Below are 18047 nucleotides of genomic sequence, written 5' to 3' on the forward strand. Positions count from 1 at the left end.
GGGGTCTTTAGCCATGGGACTCGAGGAAAAGCTGCCGAGCGGCTTCCTGCTGACCACCGTCGAGCAGGCCGCGGGCTGGGTGCGCAAGTCGTCCGTCTTCCCCGCCACGTTCGGCCTCGCCTGCTGTGCCATCGAGATGATGACCACCGGCGCCGGCCGCTACGACCTGGCGCGCTTCGGCATGGAGGTCTTCCGCGGCTCACCGCGGCAGGCGGACCTCATGATCGTCGCCGGCCGGGTCAGCCAGAAGATGGCGCCCGTGCTGCGGCAGGTCTACGACCAGATGCCGAACCCCAAGTGGGTGATCTCCATGGGGGTCTGCGCCTCCTCGGGCGGCATGTTCAACAACTACGCGATCGTCCAGGGCGTCGACCACATCGTCCCGGTCGACATCTACCTCCCCGGCTGCCCGCCCCGGCCCGAGATGCTGATGGACGCCATCCTCAAGCTCCACCAGAAGATCCAGAGCTCCAAGCTCGGCGTGAACGCCGAGGAGGCGGCCCGCGAGGCGGAGGAGGCGGCGCTCAAGGCCCTGCCCACGATCGAGATGAAGGGGCTGCTGCGATGAGCGACGCGAACGGCACCGGCGGCGCGGGGGGCGGGGTCAACCCCGAGAAGGACCTCTCCGCCGAGAACCTCCCCGGCCAGCGCGGCCAGGGCGGCGAGGAGATCCGCGTCCAGCGCGGCATGTTCGGCGCCGGCAACGGCGGCGACACCTCCGGCTACGGCGGCCTGGTCCGCTCGGTCCGGCTCCCGGGACCGGCGGCCCGCCCCTACGGCGGATGGTTCGACGAGGTCGCCGACGAGCTCGAGGGCGCCCTGGAGGAGCAGGGACTGCTCCCCGAGAACGCCATCGAGAAGACGGTCGTCGACCGCGGCGAACTCACCTTCCACATCGAACGCGAGCACCTGGTCCGCGTCGCCCGCACCCTGCGCGACGACCCGGCGCTGCGCTTCGAGCTGTGCACCGGCGTCAGCGGCGTGCACTACCCGAACGACAAGGGCCGCGAGCTGCACGCCGTCTACCACCTGCGCTCGATCACCCACAACCGGCTCATCCGCCTGGAGGTCAGCGCGCCCGACGGCGACCCGCACATCCCGTCGCTGTTCTCGGTCTACCCGACGAACGACTGGCACGAGCGCGAGACGTACGACTTCTTCGGCATCGTCTTCGACGGTCACCCGGCCCTGACGCGGATCATGATGCCGGACGACTGGCAGGGCCACCCGCAGCGCAAGGACTACTCCCTCGGCGGCATCCCCGTCGAGTACAAGGGCGCCCAGATCCCGGCTCCGGACCAGCGGAGGTCGTACTCGTGAGCACTCCCCACCCGTCGCCCGGCCACCACCCCTCATCGAGTCCCTCCGGGACCGCCTCCTCGACGGCATCGGCACGCGAGACCACCGAGGGCACCGTCTACACGGTCACCGGTGGCGACTGGGACGAGGTCGTCCAGACCGCGGCCCGCGCCGACGACGAGCGCATCGTCGTCAACATGGGTCCGCAGCACCCGTCCACCCACGGCGTGCTCCGCCTGATCCTGGAGATCGACGGCGAGACCGTCACCGAGGCCCGCTGCGGCATCGGCTACCTCCACACCGGCATCGAGAAGAACCTCGAGTACCGGACGTGGACGCAGGGCACCACGTTCGTGACGCGCATGGACTACCTGACGTCGTTCTTCAACGAGACGGCGTACTGCCTCGCGGTCGAGAAGCTCCTCGGCATCGAGGACCAGGTGCCCGACCGCGCCTCGATCATCCGCGTGCTCCTGATGGAGCTGAACCGGCTCTCCTCCCACCTGGTGTGCATCGCCACCGGCGGCATGGAGCTCGGCGCCACCACGATCATGATCTACGGCTTCCGCGACCGCGAGCTCATCCTCGACATCTACGAGCTCATCACGGGCCTGAGGATGAACCACGCCTACATCCGCCCCGGCGGACTCGCCCAGGACCTGCCGCCCGGCGCGGTGGACCAGATCCGCGAGTTCGTGAAGAAGATGGAGAAGAACCTCCCGGAGTACGACAAGCTCGCCACCGGGAACCCCATCTTCAAGGCCCGCATGCAGGACATCGGCTACCTGGACCTGGCCGGCTGCATGGCCCTCGGCGCCACCGGCCCGATCCTGCGCTCCACCGGACTGCCGCACGACCTGCGCAAGGCCCAGCCGTACTGCGGGTACGAGACCTACGACTTCGAGGTCCCGACCGCCGACACCTGCGACGCCTACGGCCGCTTCCTGATCCGGCTGGAGGAGATGCGCCAGTCGCTGCACATCGTCGAGCAGTGCCTGGACCGGCTCCAGCCCGGACCGGTCATGGTCGCCGACAAGAAGATCGCCTGGCCCGCCCAGCTCGCCCTGGGACCGGACGGACTGGGCAACTCCCTCGACCACATCAAGAAGATCATGGGTACCTCCATGGAGGCCCTGATCCACCACTTCAAGCTGGTCACCGAGGGCTTCCGGGTCCCGCCGGGACAGGCGTACGCGGCGGTCGAGTCGCCCAAGGGCGAGCTCGGCGTGCACGTCGTCTCCGACGGCGGCACCCGCCCCTACCGGGTCCACTTCCGCGACCCGTCCTTCACCAACCTTCAGGCCATGGCGGCGATGTGCGAGGGCGGCCAGGTCGCCGACGTCATCGTCGCCGTCGCGTCCATCGACCCCGTGATGGGAGGCGTCGACCGGTGACCACCTCTTCTTCGGAGCGGGGCGTCAGCCTGGGCATGCCCGAACTGCCCGCACCCGCCTACCCGGACGACGTCCGGGCCCGGCTGGAGGCCGACGCGCGCGAGGTCATCGCCCGCTACCCGGACTCCCGGTCCGCCCTGCTGCCGCTGCTGCACCTCGTGCAGTCGGAGGAGGGCCACGTCACGCGCACCGGGATGCAGTTCTGCGCGGACGTGCTCGGCCTCACCACGGCCGAGGTGACCGCGGTCGCCACCTTCTACACCATGTACCGGCGCAAGCCGAGCGGCGACTACCAGGTCGGGGTGTGCACCAACACCCTGTGCGCCGTCATGGGCGGCGACGCGATCTTCGAGGAGCTCCAGGAGCACCTGGGCGTCGGCAACGGCGAGACCACCGACGACGGCAAGGTCACCCTGGAGCACATCGAGTGCAACGCGGCCTGCGACTTCGCGCCCGTGGTGATGGTCAACTGGGAGTTCTTCGACAACCAGACCCCCGAGAGCGCCAAGCGCATGGTCGACGACCTGCGCGCCGGCCGCCCGGTCGCGCCCACCCGCGGGGCGCCCCTGTGCACCTTCAAGGAGACGGCCCGCATCCTGGCCGGCTTCCCCGACGAGCGCGAGGGGGCCGTCGAGGCCACCGGAAGCGCGGGACCCGCTTCCCTGGTCGGCCTGAGGCTCGCCAAGGGGGAGGACGCCGCCGCGCGAGTGGTGCACCCACGCGGCGAGGCCCCCCAGGACGCCCCGCCGCACGAGCCGTCGCCCACCGAGCACCTCAGCTCGCACGACGCGCCGCAGGACACGTCGGCCTCCGACCCGGCCCACCCGACGGGCCCCGACGCCGAGGAGGGGGAGTGATGACCTTGGCACCCGAACTCAAGGACATGAGCCCTCAGAAGCTGCTCGCACCCGTGCTGTCGGCCTTCTGGGACGAGGACGAGTCCTGGACGCTGGACGTCTACAGGAGGCACGAGGGGTACGAGGGACTGCGCAAGGCGCTCGCCATGTCGCCGGACGACGTCATCGCGTACGTCAAGGACTCCGGCCTGCGCGGGCGCGGCGGCGCCGGCTTCCCGACGGGAATGAAGTGGCAGTTCATCCCCCAGGGGGACGGCAAGCCCCACTACCTCGTCGTCAACGCCGACGAGTCGGAGCCGGGGACCTGCAAGGACATCCCGCTCCTCTTCGCGAACCCGCACAGCCTCATCGAGGGCATCGTGATCGCCTGCTACGCGATCAGGTCGTCGCACGCCTTCATCTACCTCCGCGGTGAGGTGGTCCCCGTCCTGCGGCGGTTGCACGCGGCCGTGCGCGAGGCCCGTGAGGCCGGCTTCCTCGGCGAGAACGTCCTGGGCAGCGGACTCGACCTCGAACTCACCGTGCACGCGGGCGCGGGCGCGTACATCTGCGGTGAGGAGACCGCACTGCTCGACTCGCTCGAAGGCCGCCGGGGCCAGCCGCGGCTGCGTCCCCCCTTCCCCGCCGTCGCGGGCCTCTACGCGTGCCCGACCGTGGTGAACAACGTCGAGTCGATCGCTTCGGTTCCCGCCATCATGAACCGGGGCAAGGAGTGGTTCCGCTCGATGGGCAGCGAGAAGTCCCCGGGCTTCACGCTCTACTCGCTCAGCGGCCACGTCGCCAGCCCCGGCCAGTACGAGGCGCCCCTCGGCATCACGCTGCGCCAGCTGCTCGAGATGAGCGGTGGCATGCGGCCCGGGCACCGCCTGAAGTTCTGGACGCCGGGCGGCTCCTCGACGCCGATGTTCACCGACGAGCACCTCGACGTCCCCCTCGACTACGAGGGAGTGGGCGCCGCGGGTTCCATGCTCGGCACCAAGGCCCTGCAGTGCTTCGACGAGACGACCTGCGTCGTCCGCGCCGTCACCCGCTGGACCGAGTTCTACGCCCACGAGTCCTGCGGCAAGTGCACACCCTGCCGCGAGGGCACCTACTGGCTCGTGCAGCTGCTGCGCGACATCGAGGCCGGCAAGGGCCGGATGTCCGACCTGGACAAGCTGAACGACATCGCCGACAACATCAACGGCAAGTCCTTCTGCGCCCTCGGCGACGGCGCCGCCTCGCCGATCTTCTCCTCGCTCAAGTACTTCCGCGAGGAGTACGAGCAGCACATCACGGGCCGTGGCTGCCCCTTCGACCCGGCCAGGTCCACGGCCTGGGCCGACCACCGTACGGAGGTGAACGCATGACGGTGACCACCAACGCGCCCTCCGGCGGAGGAGAGGCGGCGGTCCCGCCCGAGGACCTCGTCACGCTGACGATCGACGGCGCCGGGATCAGCGTGCCCAAGGGCACCCTGGTCATCCGGGCCGCCGAGCAGCTCGGCATCGAGATCCCCCGGTTCTGCGACCACCCCCTCCTCGACCCGGCCGGCGCCTGCCGCCAGTGCATCGTCGAGGTCGAGGGCCAGCGCAAGCCGATGGCCTCGTGCACCATCACCTGCACCGACGGGATGGTGGTGCGCACGCACCTCACCTCGCCGGTCGCGGAGAAGGCCCAGAAGGGTGTGATGGAGCTGCTGCTCATCAACCACCCGCTGGACTGCCCGGTCTGCGACAAGGGCGGCGAGTGCCCGCTGCAGAACCAGGCGATGTCGCACGGCAACGCCGAGTCCCGCTTCGAGGGCAGGAAGCGGACCTACGAGAAGCCCGTGCCGATCTCCACCCAGGTGCTGCTCGACCGCGAGCGGTGCGTGCTGTGCGCCCGCTGCACCCGGTTCTCCCACCAGATCGCGGGCGACCCGATGATCGAGCTGGTCGAGCGGGGCGCGCTCCAGCAGGTCGGCACCGGCGAGGGCGACCCCTTCGAGTCGTACTTCTCCGGCAACACCATCCAGATCTGCCCGGTCGGCGCGCTCACCTCGGCGGCGTACCGGTTCCGCTCCCGCCCCTTCGACCTGATCTCCTCGCCGTCGGTGTGCGAGCACTGCTCCGGCGGCTGCGCCACCCGGACCGACCACCGGCGCGGCAAGGTCATGCGGCGGCTCGCCGCCGAGGACCCCGAGGTCAACGAGGAGTGGATCTGCGACAAGGGGCGCTTCGCGTTCCGGTACGCGCAGCTGCGGGACCGCCTCGAGACGCCGCTGGTGCGCAACGCGGAGGGCGAGCTGGAGCCCGCCTCGTGGCCCGACGCGCTGCAGATCGCGGCCCAGGGGCTGCTGGCCTCCCGCGGCCGCACCGGTGTCCTCACCGGCGGGCGGCTCACCGTCGAGGACGCCTACGCCTACAGCAAGTTCGCGCGCGTGGCGCTCGACAGCAACGACATCGACTTCCGCGCGCGCGTGCACAGCGGTGAGGAGGCCGACTTCCTCGCCGCGCGGGTCGCGGGCCACGGACGCGACCTCGACGGCACGGGCGTCACGTACACCTCGCTGGAGAAGGCGCCGGCCGTCCTGCTGGTCGGGTTCGAGTCGGAGGAGGAGGCGCCCGGCGTCTTCCTGCGGCTGCGCAAGGCCTGGCGCAGGCACGGGCAGCGGACCTTCGCCCTGGCCACGCACGCCACGCGCGGTCTGCGGAAGGCCGGCGGCACGCTGCTGCCGGCGGCTCCCGGCACCGAGACCGAGTGGCTGGACGCGCTCGCGAGCGGCGTCGGCCTGGAGGGCGACGGCGCCCGGGCCGCCGAGGCACTGCGGACCGACGGCGCGGTGATCGTCGTCGGCGAGCGGCTGGCGGGCGTGCGGGGCGGCCTGACCGCGGTGGTGCGGACCGCCTCCGCGACCGGGGCCCGGCTGGTGTGGATCCCGCGCCGGGCCGGGGAGCGGGGCGCCGTCGAGGCGGGCGCGCTGCCGTCGCTGCTGCCGGGCGGCCGCCCGGCGACCGACCCCCGCGCGCGTGAGGAGGTCGCCGCCGTCTGGGGCGTCGCCGAACTGCCGCACCGCTACGGCCGCGACACCGGCCAGATCGTCGAGGCGGCCCTGCGCGGCGAGCTCCAGGCGCTGCTGGTCGCGGGCGTGGAGGTCGCCGACCTGCCCGACCCGGCCCGCGCGCGTGCGGCGCTCGCCGAGGCCGGGTTCGTGGTCTCGCTGGAGCTGCGGCCGAGCGAGGTCACCGAACTCGCCGACGTGGTCCTGCCGGTCGCCGCGGTCGCCGAGAAGGCCGGCACCTTCCTCAACTGGGAGGGCCGGGTCCGCATGTTCGAGGCGGCGCTCAAGCCGGACCAGATGACCCGGCGTCCCGCGCCCACCGACGCGCGGGTGCTGCAGATGCTGGCCGACGCCATGGACGTCCACCTGGGGCTGCCGGATCTGCGCACCGTGCGCGCGGAACTCGACCGGCTCGGCGCCTGGGACGGGCCGCGGGCCACCGACCCGCTGGAGACCGCGGGCGCCCTGCCCCGGCCGGCCGCCGGGGAGGCGGTGCTCGCCGGGCACCGGCTGCTGCTCGACCGGGGAGTCCTCCAGTCGGGCGACGAGGCGCTCGCCGGCACCCGGCACGCCGCCCACGCCCGGGTGTCGGCCGCCACGGCCGCCGAGATCGGCGTCAAGGACGGCGACCCGCTGGTGGTGACCGGCACCGCGGGGACGGTCGAACTGCCCCTGGAGATCACCGAGATGCCCGACCGCGTGGTGTGGCTCCCGATGAACTCCGCGGGCGGCGGCGTCCCCTCCGACACCGGGGAGCAGCCCGGTTCCCTCGTCCGCATCGGACCGGCGGCGCCCGCCGGCGAGGCCCCCAAGGAGGTGGAGGCATGAGCCCGTACCTCGCCGCTGAAGACCTCTCGATGTTCGGCCGCGACCCCTGGTGGCTGGTCGTCGTCAAGGCGGTGTTCTGCTTCGCCTTCCTGATGGTGACCGTGCTGATCTCCATCGTCATGGAGCGCAAGGTCGTCGCCTGGATGCAGCTGCGCATCGGCCCCAACCGGCACGGCCCCTGGGGCATGCTCCAGTCGCTCGCCGACGGCGTGAAGCTGATGCTCAAGGAGGACGTCGTCGTCAAGCGCGCGGACAAGGCGGTGTACGTCCTCGCGCCGATCGTCGCGGCGATCCCGGCCTTCATGGCGATCGCGGTGATCCCCTTCGGACCGGCCGGCAACGAGGTCTCGGTCTTCGGCCACCGCACCACGATGCAGCTCACCGACCTGCCGATCGCGGTGCTCTACATCCTCGCGGTCGCCTCGGTCGGCATCTACGGCATCGTCCTGGCGGGCTGGAGCTCCGGCTCCACCTACCCGCTGCTGGGCGGTCTGCGCTCCTGCGCGCAGATGATCTCCTACGAGATCGCCATGGGCGCCGCGTTCGCCTCCGTGTTCCTCTACTCGGGGTCGATGTCGACGTCGACGATCGTCGAGCAGCAGACCGACCGCTGGTACGTCCTGCTGCTGCCGGTCTCCTTCATCCTCTACATCGTGACGATGGTCGGCGAGACCAACCGCGCCCCGTTCGACATGCCGGAGTCCGAGGGCGACCTGGTCGGCGGCTTCAACACCGAGTACTCGTCGATCAAGTTCGCGATGTTCATGCTCGCCGAGTACATCAACATGGTCACCGTCTCGGCCGTCGCCGTCACCCTCTTCCTGGGCGGCTGGCGGGCCCCGTGGCCGGTCAGCGGCTTCTGGGAGGGCGCGAACCACGGCTGGTGGCCGCTGCTGTGGTTCACGGTCAAGGTCCAGCTGCTGCTGTTCTTCTTCGTCTGGCTGCGCGGCACGCTCCCGCGGGTCCGCTACGACCAGCTGATGAAGCTCGGCTGGAAGGTCCTCATCCCGGTCTCGCTGGTGTGGCTGATGCTGGTCGCCACCGTGCGGGCCCTGCGGAACGAGAACTACGACTTCGCCGACATCGCGCTCTACATCGGCGGGGCCGTGCTCGCCCTGCTGCTGCTCTCCTTCGTCGCCGACATGTTCCGCTCGAGGGCGAAGGAGGCCGAACGGCCCGAGGGCCCGCCCGCCTTCGACCCCATGGCGGGCGGATTCCCCGTACCGCCGCTGCCGGGGCAGGAGCTGCCGCCGGTGCCGCGACGCCGTCCGCGCCGGGAGCGGGAGCTGATCGTCAGTGGCGGCCCCGACACCCGGAGTGACGAATCTCCGGGCGGATCTACGGATGGAAAGGAGGCGTCCGATGGCTGAGGAACCCAAGGACACCAAGCCCGGTTTCCTGAACCCCGTGGCCGGCTTCGGCGTGACCTTCAAGGCCATGTTCAAGAAGCGGCTGACCGAGCAGTACCCGGAGCAGCAGAAGACCACCGCTCCGCGCTTCCACGGACGGCACCAGCTCAACCGCCATCCGGACGGCCTGGAGAAGTGCGTCGGCTGCGAGCTGTGCGCCTGGGCCTGCCCCGCGGACGCGATCTACGTGGAGGGCGCGGACAACACCGACGAGGAGCGCTACTCGCCCGGCGAGCGCTACGGCCGCGTCTACCAGATCAACTACGCCCGCTGCATCCTGTGCGGCCTGTGCATCGAGGCGTGCCCCACGCGCGCGCTGACGATGACCAACGAGTTCGAGCTGGCCGACTCCAGCCGCGCCAACCTCATCTACACCAAGGAGCAGCTGCTCGCCGGTCTGGAGGAGGGCATGGTCGACAGCCCGCACGCCATGTACCCGGGCACCGACGAACAGGACTACTACCGGGGCCTGGTGACCGAGGCCGCGCCGGGCACGGAGCGGCAGGTCGCCCGCTCCAAGGGCGAGGTGGTCCAGGAGGCCGACTCCACCTTCGGTGCGGAGGAACCGGCGTCGGAGAAGGTGATCGGGCGATGACCGAGCAGATCGCCGCCTACTCGACCTCCACCGGGGAGGCCGTCCAGTTCTGGATCCTCGGCACCGTCGCCGTGATCGGCGCCCTGTGCACCGTCTTCATGAAGCGGGCCGTGCACAGCGCGCTCTGCCTCGCCGGAACCATGATCGTCCTGGCGGTGTTCTACCTGGCCAACGGCGCCTACTTCCTGGGCGTCGTGCAGATCGTCGTCTACACCGGCGCGATCATGATGCTGTTCCTGTTCGTGGTGATGCTGGTCGGCGTCACCGCGGCGGACTCCCTGAAGGAGACCATCAAGGGCCAGCGCTGGCTGGCCCTGCTGTGCGGGCTCGGCTTCGGCGTCCTGCTGGTCGCGGGCATCGGCAACGCCTCGCTCAGCGAGTTCAACGGCATCGGCCAGGCGAACGCGAACGGCAACGTGGAGGGCATCGCGGCCCTCATCTTCACCAAGTACGTCTTCGCCTTCGAGATCACCGGCGCCCTGCTCATCACGGCCGCCGTCGGCGCCATGGTGCTCACCCACCGGGAGCGCACCGAGCGCGCCAGGACCCAGCGCGAGCTGGCCCAGCAGCGGGTCCGCGAGGGCAAGCACGTGCCGCCGCTGCCGGCGCCCGGTGTGTACGCCCGGCACAACGCCGTGGACATCGCGGGCCTGCTGCCCGACGGCACCCCGTCCGAGCTCACCGTCAGCAGGACGCTGCGCGAGCGCGGTCAGGTCCGTGACGTGTCGCAGGAGGCGCTGAGCGACCTGCGGGCGCTGCAGCAGCGCGCCGAGGAGCGGCTGGAGCGCACGGCGATCGACCCGGCGTTCAAGTCGGCGTACGAGCGGTCCGAGGAGGCGTCGAAGTGAACCCGGTCAACTACCTTTACCTCGCCGCCCTGTTGTTCACGATCGGCGCCACCGGCGTGCTGATCAGGCGCAACGCGATCGTCGTGTTCATGTGCGTCGAGCTCATGCTCAACGCCTGCAACCTCGCGTTCGTCGCCTTCTCCCGGATGCACGGCAACCTCGACGGCCAGATCATCGCCTTCTTCACGATGGTCGTCGCCGCCGCGGAGGTCGTCGTGGGGCTGGCGATCATCGTGTCCCTGTTCCGTTCCCGCCACTCGGCCTCGGTCGACGACGCCAGCCTGATGAAGCTGTGAGGGGCTGCTGAATCGTGGAGAACCTGATTGCGCTGCTGGTGGCGGCGCCCCTGCTCGGAGCGGTGGTCCTGCTGTGCGGCGGACGCCGGCTGGACGCCGTCGGCCACTGGATCGGCACGCTGCTCGCGGCCGTCTCCTTCGCGCTCGGCCTGGTGCTCTTCACCGACCTGCTGGGCAGGGGCGCCGAGGACCGCACCGTCACGCAGCACCTGTTCAGCTGGATCCCGGTGGAGGGCTTCCAGGCCGACGTCGCCTTCCGGCTCGACCAGCTGTCGATGACGTTCGTCCTGCTGATCACCGGCGTCGGCTCGCTCATCCACCTGTACTCCGTCGGGTACATGGAGCACGACGAGCGGCGCCGCCGCTTCTTCGGCTACCTGAACCTGTTCCTCGCGGCGATGCTGCTGCTCGTCCTCGCCGACAACTACCTGCTGCTGTACGTCGGCTGGGAGGGCGTCGGTCTCGCCTCCTACCTGCTGATCGGCTTCTGGCAGCACAAGCCCAGCGCCGCGACGGCGGCGAAGAAGGCCTTCCTGGTCAACCGCGTCGGCGACATGGGCCTGTCGATCGCGATCATGCTGATGTTCCTGTGGTTCGGCACCTTCGCCTTCGAGCCGGTCCTCGGCGCGCACGGGGAGGCCGGGCTCGCCGGCGCCGCCGGCGAGGACAAGCTCACCGCGATCGCGCTGATGCTGCTGCTCGCCGCGTGCGGCAAGTCCGCCCAGGTGCCGCTGCAGTCCTGGCTCGGGGACGCGATGGAGGGCCCGACCCCGGTCTCGGCCCTGATCCACGCCGCGACCATGGTGACGGCGGGCGTGTACCTGATCGTCCGCTCGGGTGCGGTCTTCAACGGCGCCCCGGACGCGCAGCTGGTGGTCACCATCGTCGGCGCGGTCACGCTGCTGTTCGGTGCGATCGTCGGTTGCGCGAAGGACGACATCAAGAAGGCGCTGGCCGGCTCGACCATGTCGCAGATCGGCTACATGGTGCTGGCCGCGGGCCTCGGCCCGATCGGCTACGTCTTCGCGATCATGCACCTGGTGACGCACGGCTTCTTCAAGGCCGGGCTGTTCCTCGGCGCCGGCTCGGTGATGCACGGCATGAACGACGAGGTCGACATGCGCCGCTACGGCGGCCTCAGGAAGTACATGCCGGTCACCTTCGTCACCTTCGGCCTCGGCTACCTCGCCATCATCGGCTTCCCGTTCCTGTCCGGGTTCTACTCCAAGGACAAGATCATCGAGTCGGCGTTCGCCAAGGGCGGCACCGAGGGCTGGATCCTCGGCGGCTGCGCCCTGCTGGGCGCGGCCATCACCGCGTACTACATGACACGCGTGATGCTGATGACGTTCTTCGGCGAGGAGCGCTGGCGCAGCGCCCCGACGCCGTCCCCGGCCGCGCCGGACGTGGAGCCGGCCGCCGAGACGCGCGGCGCGTACACCCCGCCGCACCCGCACGAGTCGCCCAAGGTCATGACGGTCCCGATGATCGTGCTGGCCGTCGGGTCGGTGTTCGGCGGCGCCTTCTTCAGCATCGGCGACCGCTTCGTGCATTGGCTGGAGCCCGTCACCGGGCACAGCCACGGCCATCCGCCGATCAGCGCCCTGACGGTGACGCTCTCCACGGTCGCCGTGATGGTGATCGGCGTGGCGCTCGCCTGGGCCCAGTACGGGCGCCGTCCGGTCCCGGCCGTCGCCCCGCGCGGATCGCTGCTCACCCGGGCCGCCCGGCGCGACCTGCTCCAGGACGACTTCAACCACGTGGTCCTGGTGCGCGGCGGCGAGCACCTCACGCGCTCGCTGGTGTACGTCGACCACACCCTGGTCGACGGGGTCGTCAACGGCACGGCGGCCTCGATGGGCGGCCTGTCCGGGCGGATGCGCCGACTGCAGAACGGCTTCGCGCGGTCCTACGCGGTCTCGATGTTCGGCGGCGCGGCGGTCCTCGTCGCCGCGACCCTGCTGATGAGGGCGGTCTGATACCGATGTCCTTTCCTCTGCTGACAGCGACGGCGGCGCTCCCGGCCATCGGGGCGATCGCCACGGCCGCCGTACCGGCCGCGAGGCGCACGGCCGCCAAGTGGCTGGCCCTGCTGTTCTCGCTCGCCACGCTGGTCCTGGCGATCGTCGTCCTGGTGCGGTTCGACCCGGACGGCGACCGCTACCAGCTCACCGAGTCCCACGCCTGGATCGCGGACTTCGGGGTCCGCTACGAACTGGGCGTGGACGGCATCGCGGTGGCGCTGATCGCGCTGACCGCCCTGCTGATCCCGTTCATCGTCCTCGCGGGCTGGCACGACGCCGACCCTTCCCCAAGCTCTCAACTTCGTTCGAGCGGGGGAGGCCCCGAGGAGACGGGGACCGAGCTCACTAGCATTGCTGAGGGACGGTGGCGGCCGACGCAGGGCTTCTTCGCCCTGATCCTGGCCGTCGAGGCGATGGTGATCCTCTCCTTCGAGGCCACCGACGTCTTCCTCTTCTACATCTTCTTCGAGGCCATGCTGATCCCGATGTACTTCCTCATCGGCGGCTTCGGGGACCGTGCCCACGAGCACGGGGAGAAGGCGGCGGCCACGCAGCGGTCGTACGCGGCGGTGAAGTTCCTCCTCTACAACCTGGCCGGCGGCCTGATCATGCTGGCCGCGGTGATCGGGCTGTACGTGGTCGCCGGGAACTTCTCGCTCACCGAGATCGCCCAGGCGCGGGCCGACGGCTCGCTCGACATGGCGACCAGCACCGAGCGCTGGCTGTTCCTCGGCTTCTTCTTCGCCTTCGCGGTGAAGGCGCCGCTGTGGCCGCTGCACACCTGGCTGCCCAACGCCATGCAGGAGTCCACCGCGCCGGTGGCCGTGCTGATCACGGCGGTCGTCGACAAGGTGGGCACCTTCGCGATGCTCCGCTTCTGCCTCCAGCTGTTCCCGGAGGCCAGCACGTGGGCGACGCCGGTCGTCCTCGTCCTGGCGGTCGTCAGCATCATCTACGGCGCGCTGCTCGCGGTCGGCCAGCGCGACATCAAGCGGCTGATCGCGTACGCGTCGATCTCGCACTTCGGCTTCATCATCATGGGCATCTTCGCGATGACCAGCCAGGGCCAGTCCGGGGCGACGCTCTACATGGTCAACCACGGCATCTCGACCGCCGTGCTCATGCTGATCGCCGGGTTCCTGATCTCGCGGCGCGGCTCCCGGCTCATCGCCGACTACGGCGGTGTGCAGAAGGTCGCCCCGGTGCTCGCCGGCACCTTCCTGATCGGCGGCCTCGCGACCCTCTCCCTGCCGGGGCTCGCGCCCTTCGTCAGTGAGTTCCTGGTCCTGGTCGGCACGTTCACGCGCTACCCGGTGATCGGCATCATCGCCACCTTCGGCATCGTCCTGGCCGCGCTCTACACCCTCGTCCTCTACCAGCGGACGATGACGGGCCCGGTGAAGCCCGAGGTCGCCGCGATGCCCGACCTGCGGGTGCGGGAGATCGCGGTGGTGGCGCCGCTGGTCGTGCTGCTGGTCTTCCTGGGCGTCTACCCGAAGCCCGTCACGGACGTCGTGAACCCGGCGGTGAGGCAGACCATGTCCGACGTGGAGAAGAAGGATCCCCGGCCCGAGGTGGAGGCGGCCAAGTGAGTGCAACAGCCGTCCACAGCCTGTGGACAACGGCGGCGGTCGCGGCCGAGCCGCTCTCGAAGATCGACGCGCCGAAGATCGAGTACGGACAGCTCGCGCCCACCCTGATCGTCGTCGGCGCGGCGATCGTCGGGGTGCTGGTCGAGGCGTTCGTCCCGCGCAAGTCGCGCTACCTCGCGCAGATGTTCGTCTCCGTGGTCGCCCTCGCCGCCGCCTTCGCCGCGGTCGTGGCGCTCGCGGCCGACGGCTACGGCACCACCAAGGCGGGCATCGCGGCGATGGGCGCCCTCGCCGTCGACGGGCCGGCCCTGTTCCTGCAGGGCACGATCCTGCTGACGGCCCTGGTCGGCCTGTTCACCTTCGCCGAGCGCCGGCTCGACCCGGCGGCGCACGGCAACCGGGTCGACTCCTTCGCCGCGCAGGCCGCCGCCGTGCCGGGCAGCGACAGCGAGAAGAAGGCGGTCAGGGCCGGGTTCACCACCACCGAGGTGTTCCCGCTGCTGCTCTTCGCGGTCGCCGGCATGCTGGTCTTCCCGGCGGCCAACGACCTGCTGACGCTCTTCGTGGCGCTGGAGGTCTTCTCGCTCCCGCTGTACCTGCTGTGCGCGCTGGCCCGCCGCAAGCGGCTGATGTCGCAGGAGGCGGCGGTCAAGTACTTCCTGCTCGGCGCGTTCGCGTCCGCGTTCACGCTGTTCGGCATCGCGCTGCTGTACGGCTACTCCGGTTCGATGTCGTACGCGACGATCGCGCAGGTCGTCGACGGCACCGTGCAGGACGTCACCCCGGCGCTCGCCGACACCACGGGCAACGACGCGCTGCTGCTCGTGGGCGCCGCGCTGCTGGTGATGGGCCTGCTGTTCAAGGTCGGCGCCGTCCCCTTCCACATGTGGACGCCGGACGTGTACCAGGGCGCGCCCACGCCGGTGACCGGGTTCATGGCGGCGGCGACCAAGGTGGCGGCCTTCGGCGCGCTGCTGCGGATCCTGTACGTCGTGCTGCCGGGCCTGCGCTGGGACTGGCGGCCGGTGATGTGGGCCGTCGCGATCGTCACCATGCTGGGCGGTGCGATCGTCGCGATCACGCAGACCGACATCAAGCGGCTGCTGGCGTACTCGTCGATCGCGCACGCGGGCTTCATCCTCGCCGGCGTCATCGCCGCCACGCCGAGCGGTGTGTCGTCCGTGCTGTTCTACCTGGCGGCGTACTCGTTCGTGACGATCGGCGCGTTCGCGGTGGTCACGCTGGTCCGGGACGCGGGCGGCGAGGCGACGCACCTGTCCAGGTGGGCGGGGCTGGGCCGCCGTTCCCCGCTGGTGGCGGCGGTGTTCGCGGTGTTCCTGCTGGCCTTCGCGGGCATCCCGCTGACCTCCGGCTTCGCCGGGAAGTTCGCCGTGTTCAAGGCGGCGGCGGAGGGCGGGGCGGCCCCGCTGGTCGTGGTCGGCGTGATCTCGTCGGCCATCGCGGCGTTCTTCTACATCCGCGTCATCGTCCTGATGTTCTTCAGCGAGCCGCGCCCCGAGGGCCCGACCGTCGCGGTGCCGTCACCGCTGACGATGACGGCGATCGCGGTGGGCGTGGCGGTCACGGTGGTGCTCGGTGTGGCACCGCAGTACTTCCTGGAGCTGGCGGGCGACGCGGGGGTGTTCGTGCGCTGACGCGCCGCCCGCCCGGCGACACGGCGGCGGTCCGGCACCCGCTCGGGGGGTGCCGGACCGCCGCCGTCGCGCACGGGCGGGCCTGTGGACGACTCCGGGGCTGTCGGTGCGGACCCCTATCGTGGAGGCAGTGGTCGAGGGACGGCTCACGGGGGCACGGTGATGGGCGGTAGTGGCGGGATGGAAGTGACGCGGAGCGAGGCGCTGGCCGCGCTGCACCGGGTGTTCGGGTACGAGGCCTTCCGCGGTGAGCAGGAAGCGGTCATCGAGCACGTGGTCGCGGGCGGCGACGCGGTCGTGCTCATGCCGACCGGTGGCGGCAAGTCGCTGTGCTACCAGATCCCGGCCCTGGTCAGACCGGGTACGGGCGTGGTCGTCTCCCCCCTCATCGCGCTGATGCAGGACCAGGTGGACGCGCTGCGGGCGCTGGGCGTGCGGGCCGGGTTCATGAACTCCACGCAGGACTTCGACGAGCGGCGGGTCGTCGAGGCGGAGTTCCTCGCCGGCGAGCTGGACCTGCTGTACCTCGCGCCGGAGCGGCTGCGGCTGGACGGCACCCTGGACCTGCTCTCGCGCGGCAAGATCTCCGTCTTCGCGATCGACGAGGCGCACTGCGTGTCCCAGTGGGGGCACGACTTCCGGCCGGACTACCTCATGCTCTCGCTGCTCGGCGAGCGGTGGCCGGACGTGCCCCGGATGGCGCTCACGGCGACGGCCACGCACGCCACGCACCGGGAGATCACCGAGCGGCTGAACATGCCGACGGCCCGGCACTTCGTGGCGAGCTTCGACCGCCCCAACATCCAGTACCGGATCGTGCCGAAGGCGGACCCGAAGAAGCAGCTGCTGAGCTTCCTGCGCGAGGAGCACGCCGGCGACGCGGGCATCGTGTACTGCCTGTCGCGCAACTCCGTCGAGAAGACCGCCGAGTTCCTCACCCGCAACGGCATCGAGGCGGTGCCGTACCACGCGGGCCTCGACGCGGGCACGCGCGCCGCGCACCAGGCGCGGTTCCTGCGGGAGGACGGCCTGGTCGTGGTGGCGACCATCGCGTTCGGGATGGGCATCGACAAGCCGGACGTCCGGTTCGTCGCCCACCTCGACCTCCCCAAGTCGGTCGAGGGCTACTACCAGGAGACGGGGCGCGCGGGCCGCGACGGGCTGCCGTCCACGGCGTGGATGGCCTACGGGCTCAACGACGTCATCCAGCAGCGCAAGCTGATCCAGTCCGGCGAGGGCGACGAGTCCTTCCGGCGGCGTGCCAACCAGCACCTGGACGCGATGCTCGCCCTGTGCGAGACCGCGCGGTGCCGGCGCGGCCAGCTCCTCGCCTACTTCGGCCAGGACCCCGACCCGGCGGGCTGCGGCAACTGCGACACCTGCCTCACCCCGCCGGAGACCTGGGACGGGACCGTCGCGGCGCAGAAGGTGCTGTCCACGGTGGTGCGGCTGCAGCGGGAACGCGGGCAGAAGTTCGGCGCGGTGCAGATCGTGGACATCCTGCTGGGGCGGCGCACGGCCAAGGTCATCCAGTTCGACCACGACCAGCTCTCCGTGTTCGGGATCGGCGAGGAGCTGACCGAGGCCGAATGGCGCGGTGTCGTCCGGCAGTTGCTCGCCCAGGGGCTGCTCGCGGTCGAGGGCGAGTACGGCACGCTGGTGCTCACCGAGGCCAGCGGGGCGGTGCTGCGGCGGGAGCGGGAGGTGCTCCTGCGCAAGGAGCCGAAGAAGCCGGTGACCTCCCGGTCGGGCGGGTCGGGGTCGTCGGGCCCGGGGCGGGGCGAGCGCAAGGCCAAGGCCGCCGCCGCCGAGCTGCCCGCGGCGCTCGTGCCGGCCTTCGAGGCGCTGCGGGCCTGGCGGGCCGAGCAGGCCCGCGAGCAGGGCGTCCCGGCGTACGTCATCTTCCACGACGCCACGCTCAGGGAGATCGTCACGGCCTGGCCCACCTCGGTGGCCGAGCTCGGCGGGATCAGCGGGGTGGGGGAGAGGAAGCTGGCCACCTACGGGGAGGGCGTGGTGGCGGTGCTGGAGTCGCTGGGCGGGCCGTCCGGCGCGGCGGTGGAGGCCGGCCCGGGCGACGGGGCGGACCCGGGCGACGGGGCGGACCAGGAGGACCGGCCCTGGCCCGAGGAGGAACCGGAACCCGAACCGGACTGGGTGTAGGGCGCCTCGCTCCCGGCCGGGGCCTGCCCGGCGGATCATGCCGCGGACGCGGGGCCCGGCACGCC

General features: G+C 71.0%; 14 protein-coding genes. All 14 read left to right on the forward strand.

All coding sequences use genetic code 11. The features are described 5' to 3' along the window. Nucleotides 1–13: 13 nt before the first annotated feature. The 14 genes from GL259_RS22690 to recQ all read left to right on the forward strand — a co-directional run bounded on the left by GL259_RS22690 (nt 14) and on the right by recQ (nt 17982). Complete coding sequence (locus GL259_RS22690; RefSeq protein ID WP_018528252.1) at nt 14–568, forward strand: NADH-quinone oxidoreductase subunit B; 555 nt, start codon at nt 14–16, stop codon at nt 566–568. Next, on the forward strand, nt 565–1320 hold the full coding sequence (locus tag GL259_RS22695) for an NADH-quinone oxidoreductase subunit C (RefSeq protein WP_159535192.1): 756 nt from the start codon (nt 565–567) through the stop codon (nt 1318–1320). The genes GL259_RS22690 and GL259_RS22695 overlap by 4 nt, the downstream gene beginning before the upstream one ends. Next, nucleotides 1317–2693, forward strand: a complete 1377-nt coding sequence (locus tag GL259_RS22700) for an NADH-quinone oxidoreductase subunit D (RefSeq protein ID WP_159535193.1) — start codon at nt 1317–1319, stop codon at nt 2691–2693. Before GL259_RS22695 ends, GL259_RS22700 begins: the two co-directional genes overlap by 4 nt. Further along, on the forward strand, nt 2690–3550 hold the full coding sequence (gene nuoE, locus GL259_RS22705) for an NADH-quinone oxidoreductase subunit NuoE (protein WP_159535194.1): 861 nt from the start codon (nt 2690–2692) through the stop codon (nt 3548–3550). The genes GL259_RS22700 and nuoE overlap by 4 nt, the downstream gene beginning before the upstream one ends. Beyond that, nucleotides 3547–4899: an NADH-quinone oxidoreductase subunit NuoF gene (gene nuoF, locus GL259_RS22710; protein WP_208026505.1), complete on the forward strand. Its 1353-nt coding sequence runs from the start codon at nt 3547–3549 to the stop codon at nt 4897–4899. Before nuoE ends, nuoF begins: the two co-directional genes overlap by 4 nt. After that, entirely contained in the window at nt 4896–7400 is a 2505-nt protein-coding gene (locus tag GL259_RS22715; protein WP_159535196.1) for an NADH-quinone oxidoreductase subunit G, read from the forward strand. The genes nuoF and GL259_RS22715 overlap by 4 nt, the downstream gene beginning before the upstream one ends. Further along, nucleotides 7397–8770 (forward strand): NADH-quinone oxidoreductase subunit NuoH, encoded by a 1374-nt coding sequence (gene nuoH, locus GL259_RS22720; RefSeq protein WP_159535197.1) that lies wholly within the window; start codon nt 7397–7399, stop codon nt 8768–8770. Before GL259_RS22715 ends, nuoH begins: the two co-directional genes overlap by 4 nt. Then, nucleotides 8763–9404, forward strand: coding sequence for an NADH-quinone oxidoreductase subunit NuoI (gene nuoI, locus GL259_RS22725; RefSeq protein ID WP_159535198.1), 642 nt, complete (start codon nt 8763–8765; stop codon nt 9402–9404). Before nuoH ends, nuoI begins: the two co-directional genes overlap by 8 nt. Beyond that, nucleotides 9401–10252, forward strand: coding sequence for an NADH-quinone oxidoreductase subunit J (locus GL259_RS22730; RefSeq protein WP_159535199.1), 852 nt, complete (start codon nt 9401–9403; stop codon nt 10250–10252). The genes nuoI and GL259_RS22730 overlap by 4 nt, the downstream gene beginning before the upstream one ends. After that, nucleotides 10249–10548, forward strand: coding sequence for an NADH-quinone oxidoreductase subunit NuoK (gene nuoK / locus GL259_RS22735; RefSeq protein ID WP_004927567.1), 300 nt, complete (start codon nt 10249–10251; stop codon nt 10546–10548). The genes GL259_RS22730 and nuoK overlap by 4 nt, the downstream gene beginning before the upstream one ends. A gap of 14 nt (nt 10549–10562) precedes the next feature. Then, complete coding sequence (gene nuoL / locus GL259_RS22740) at nt 10563–12527, forward strand: NADH-quinone oxidoreductase subunit L (protein WP_159535200.1); 1965 nt, start codon at nt 10563–10565, stop codon at nt 12525–12527. Nucleotides 12528–12532: 5 nt separating this feature from the next. Continuing rightward, entirely contained in the window at nt 12533–14164 is a 1632-nt protein-coding gene (locus GL259_RS22745) for an NADH-quinone oxidoreductase subunit M (RefSeq protein WP_159535201.1), read from the forward strand. Beyond that, nucleotides 14161–15819, forward strand: coding sequence for an NADH-quinone oxidoreductase subunit NuoN (gene nuoN, locus GL259_RS22750; RefSeq protein ID WP_159535202.1), 1659 nt, complete (start codon nt 14161–14163; stop codon nt 15817–15819). Before GL259_RS22745 ends, nuoN begins: the two co-directional genes overlap by 4 nt. Before the next feature lie 180 nt (nt 15820–15999). Then, nucleotides 16000–17982, forward strand: coding sequence for a DNA helicase RecQ (recQ, locus tag GL259_RS22755; protein WP_243762363.1), 1983 nt, complete (start codon nt 16000–16002; stop codon nt 17980–17982). Nucleotides 17983–18047 lie beyond the last annotated feature (65 nt).

Origin of the sequence: Streptomyces sp. Tu 3180, assembly GCF_009852415.1 — a bacterium.
GTDB lineage: Bacteria > Actinomycetota > Actinomycetes > Streptomycetales > Streptomycetaceae > Streptomyces.

Coding starts and splice junctions, on each gene's coding strand:
- GL259_RS22690 (WP_018528252.1), top strand. CDS start 14: ATGGGACTCGAGGAAAAGCTGCCGAGCGGCTTCCTGCTGACCACCGTC.
- GL259_RS22695 (WP_159535192.1), top strand. CDS start 565: ATGAGCGACGCGAACGGCACCGGCGGCGCGGGGGGCGGGGTCAACCCC.
- GL259_RS22715 (WP_159535196.1), top strand. CDS start 4,896: ATGACGGTGACCACCAACGCGCCCTCCGGCGGAGGAGAGGCGGCGGTC.
- nuoH (WP_159535197.1), top strand. CDS start 7,397: ATGAGCCCGTACCTCGCCGCTGAAGACCTCTCGATGTTCGGCCGCGAC.
- nuoI (WP_159535198.1), top strand. CDS start 8,763: ATGGCTGAGGAACCCAAGGACACCAAGCCCGGTTTCCTGAACCCCGTG.
- GL259_RS22730 (WP_159535199.1), top strand. CDS start 9,401: ATGACCGAGCAGATCGCCGCCTACTCGACCTCCACCGGGGAGGCCGTC.
- GL259_RS22745 (WP_159535201.1), top strand. CDS start 12,533: ATGTCCTTTCCTCTGCTGACAGCGACGGCGGCGCTCCCGGCCATCGGG.
- recQ (WP_243762363.1), top strand. CDS start 16,000: ATGGAAGTGACGCGGAGCGAGGCGCTGGCCGCGCTGCACCGGGTGTTC.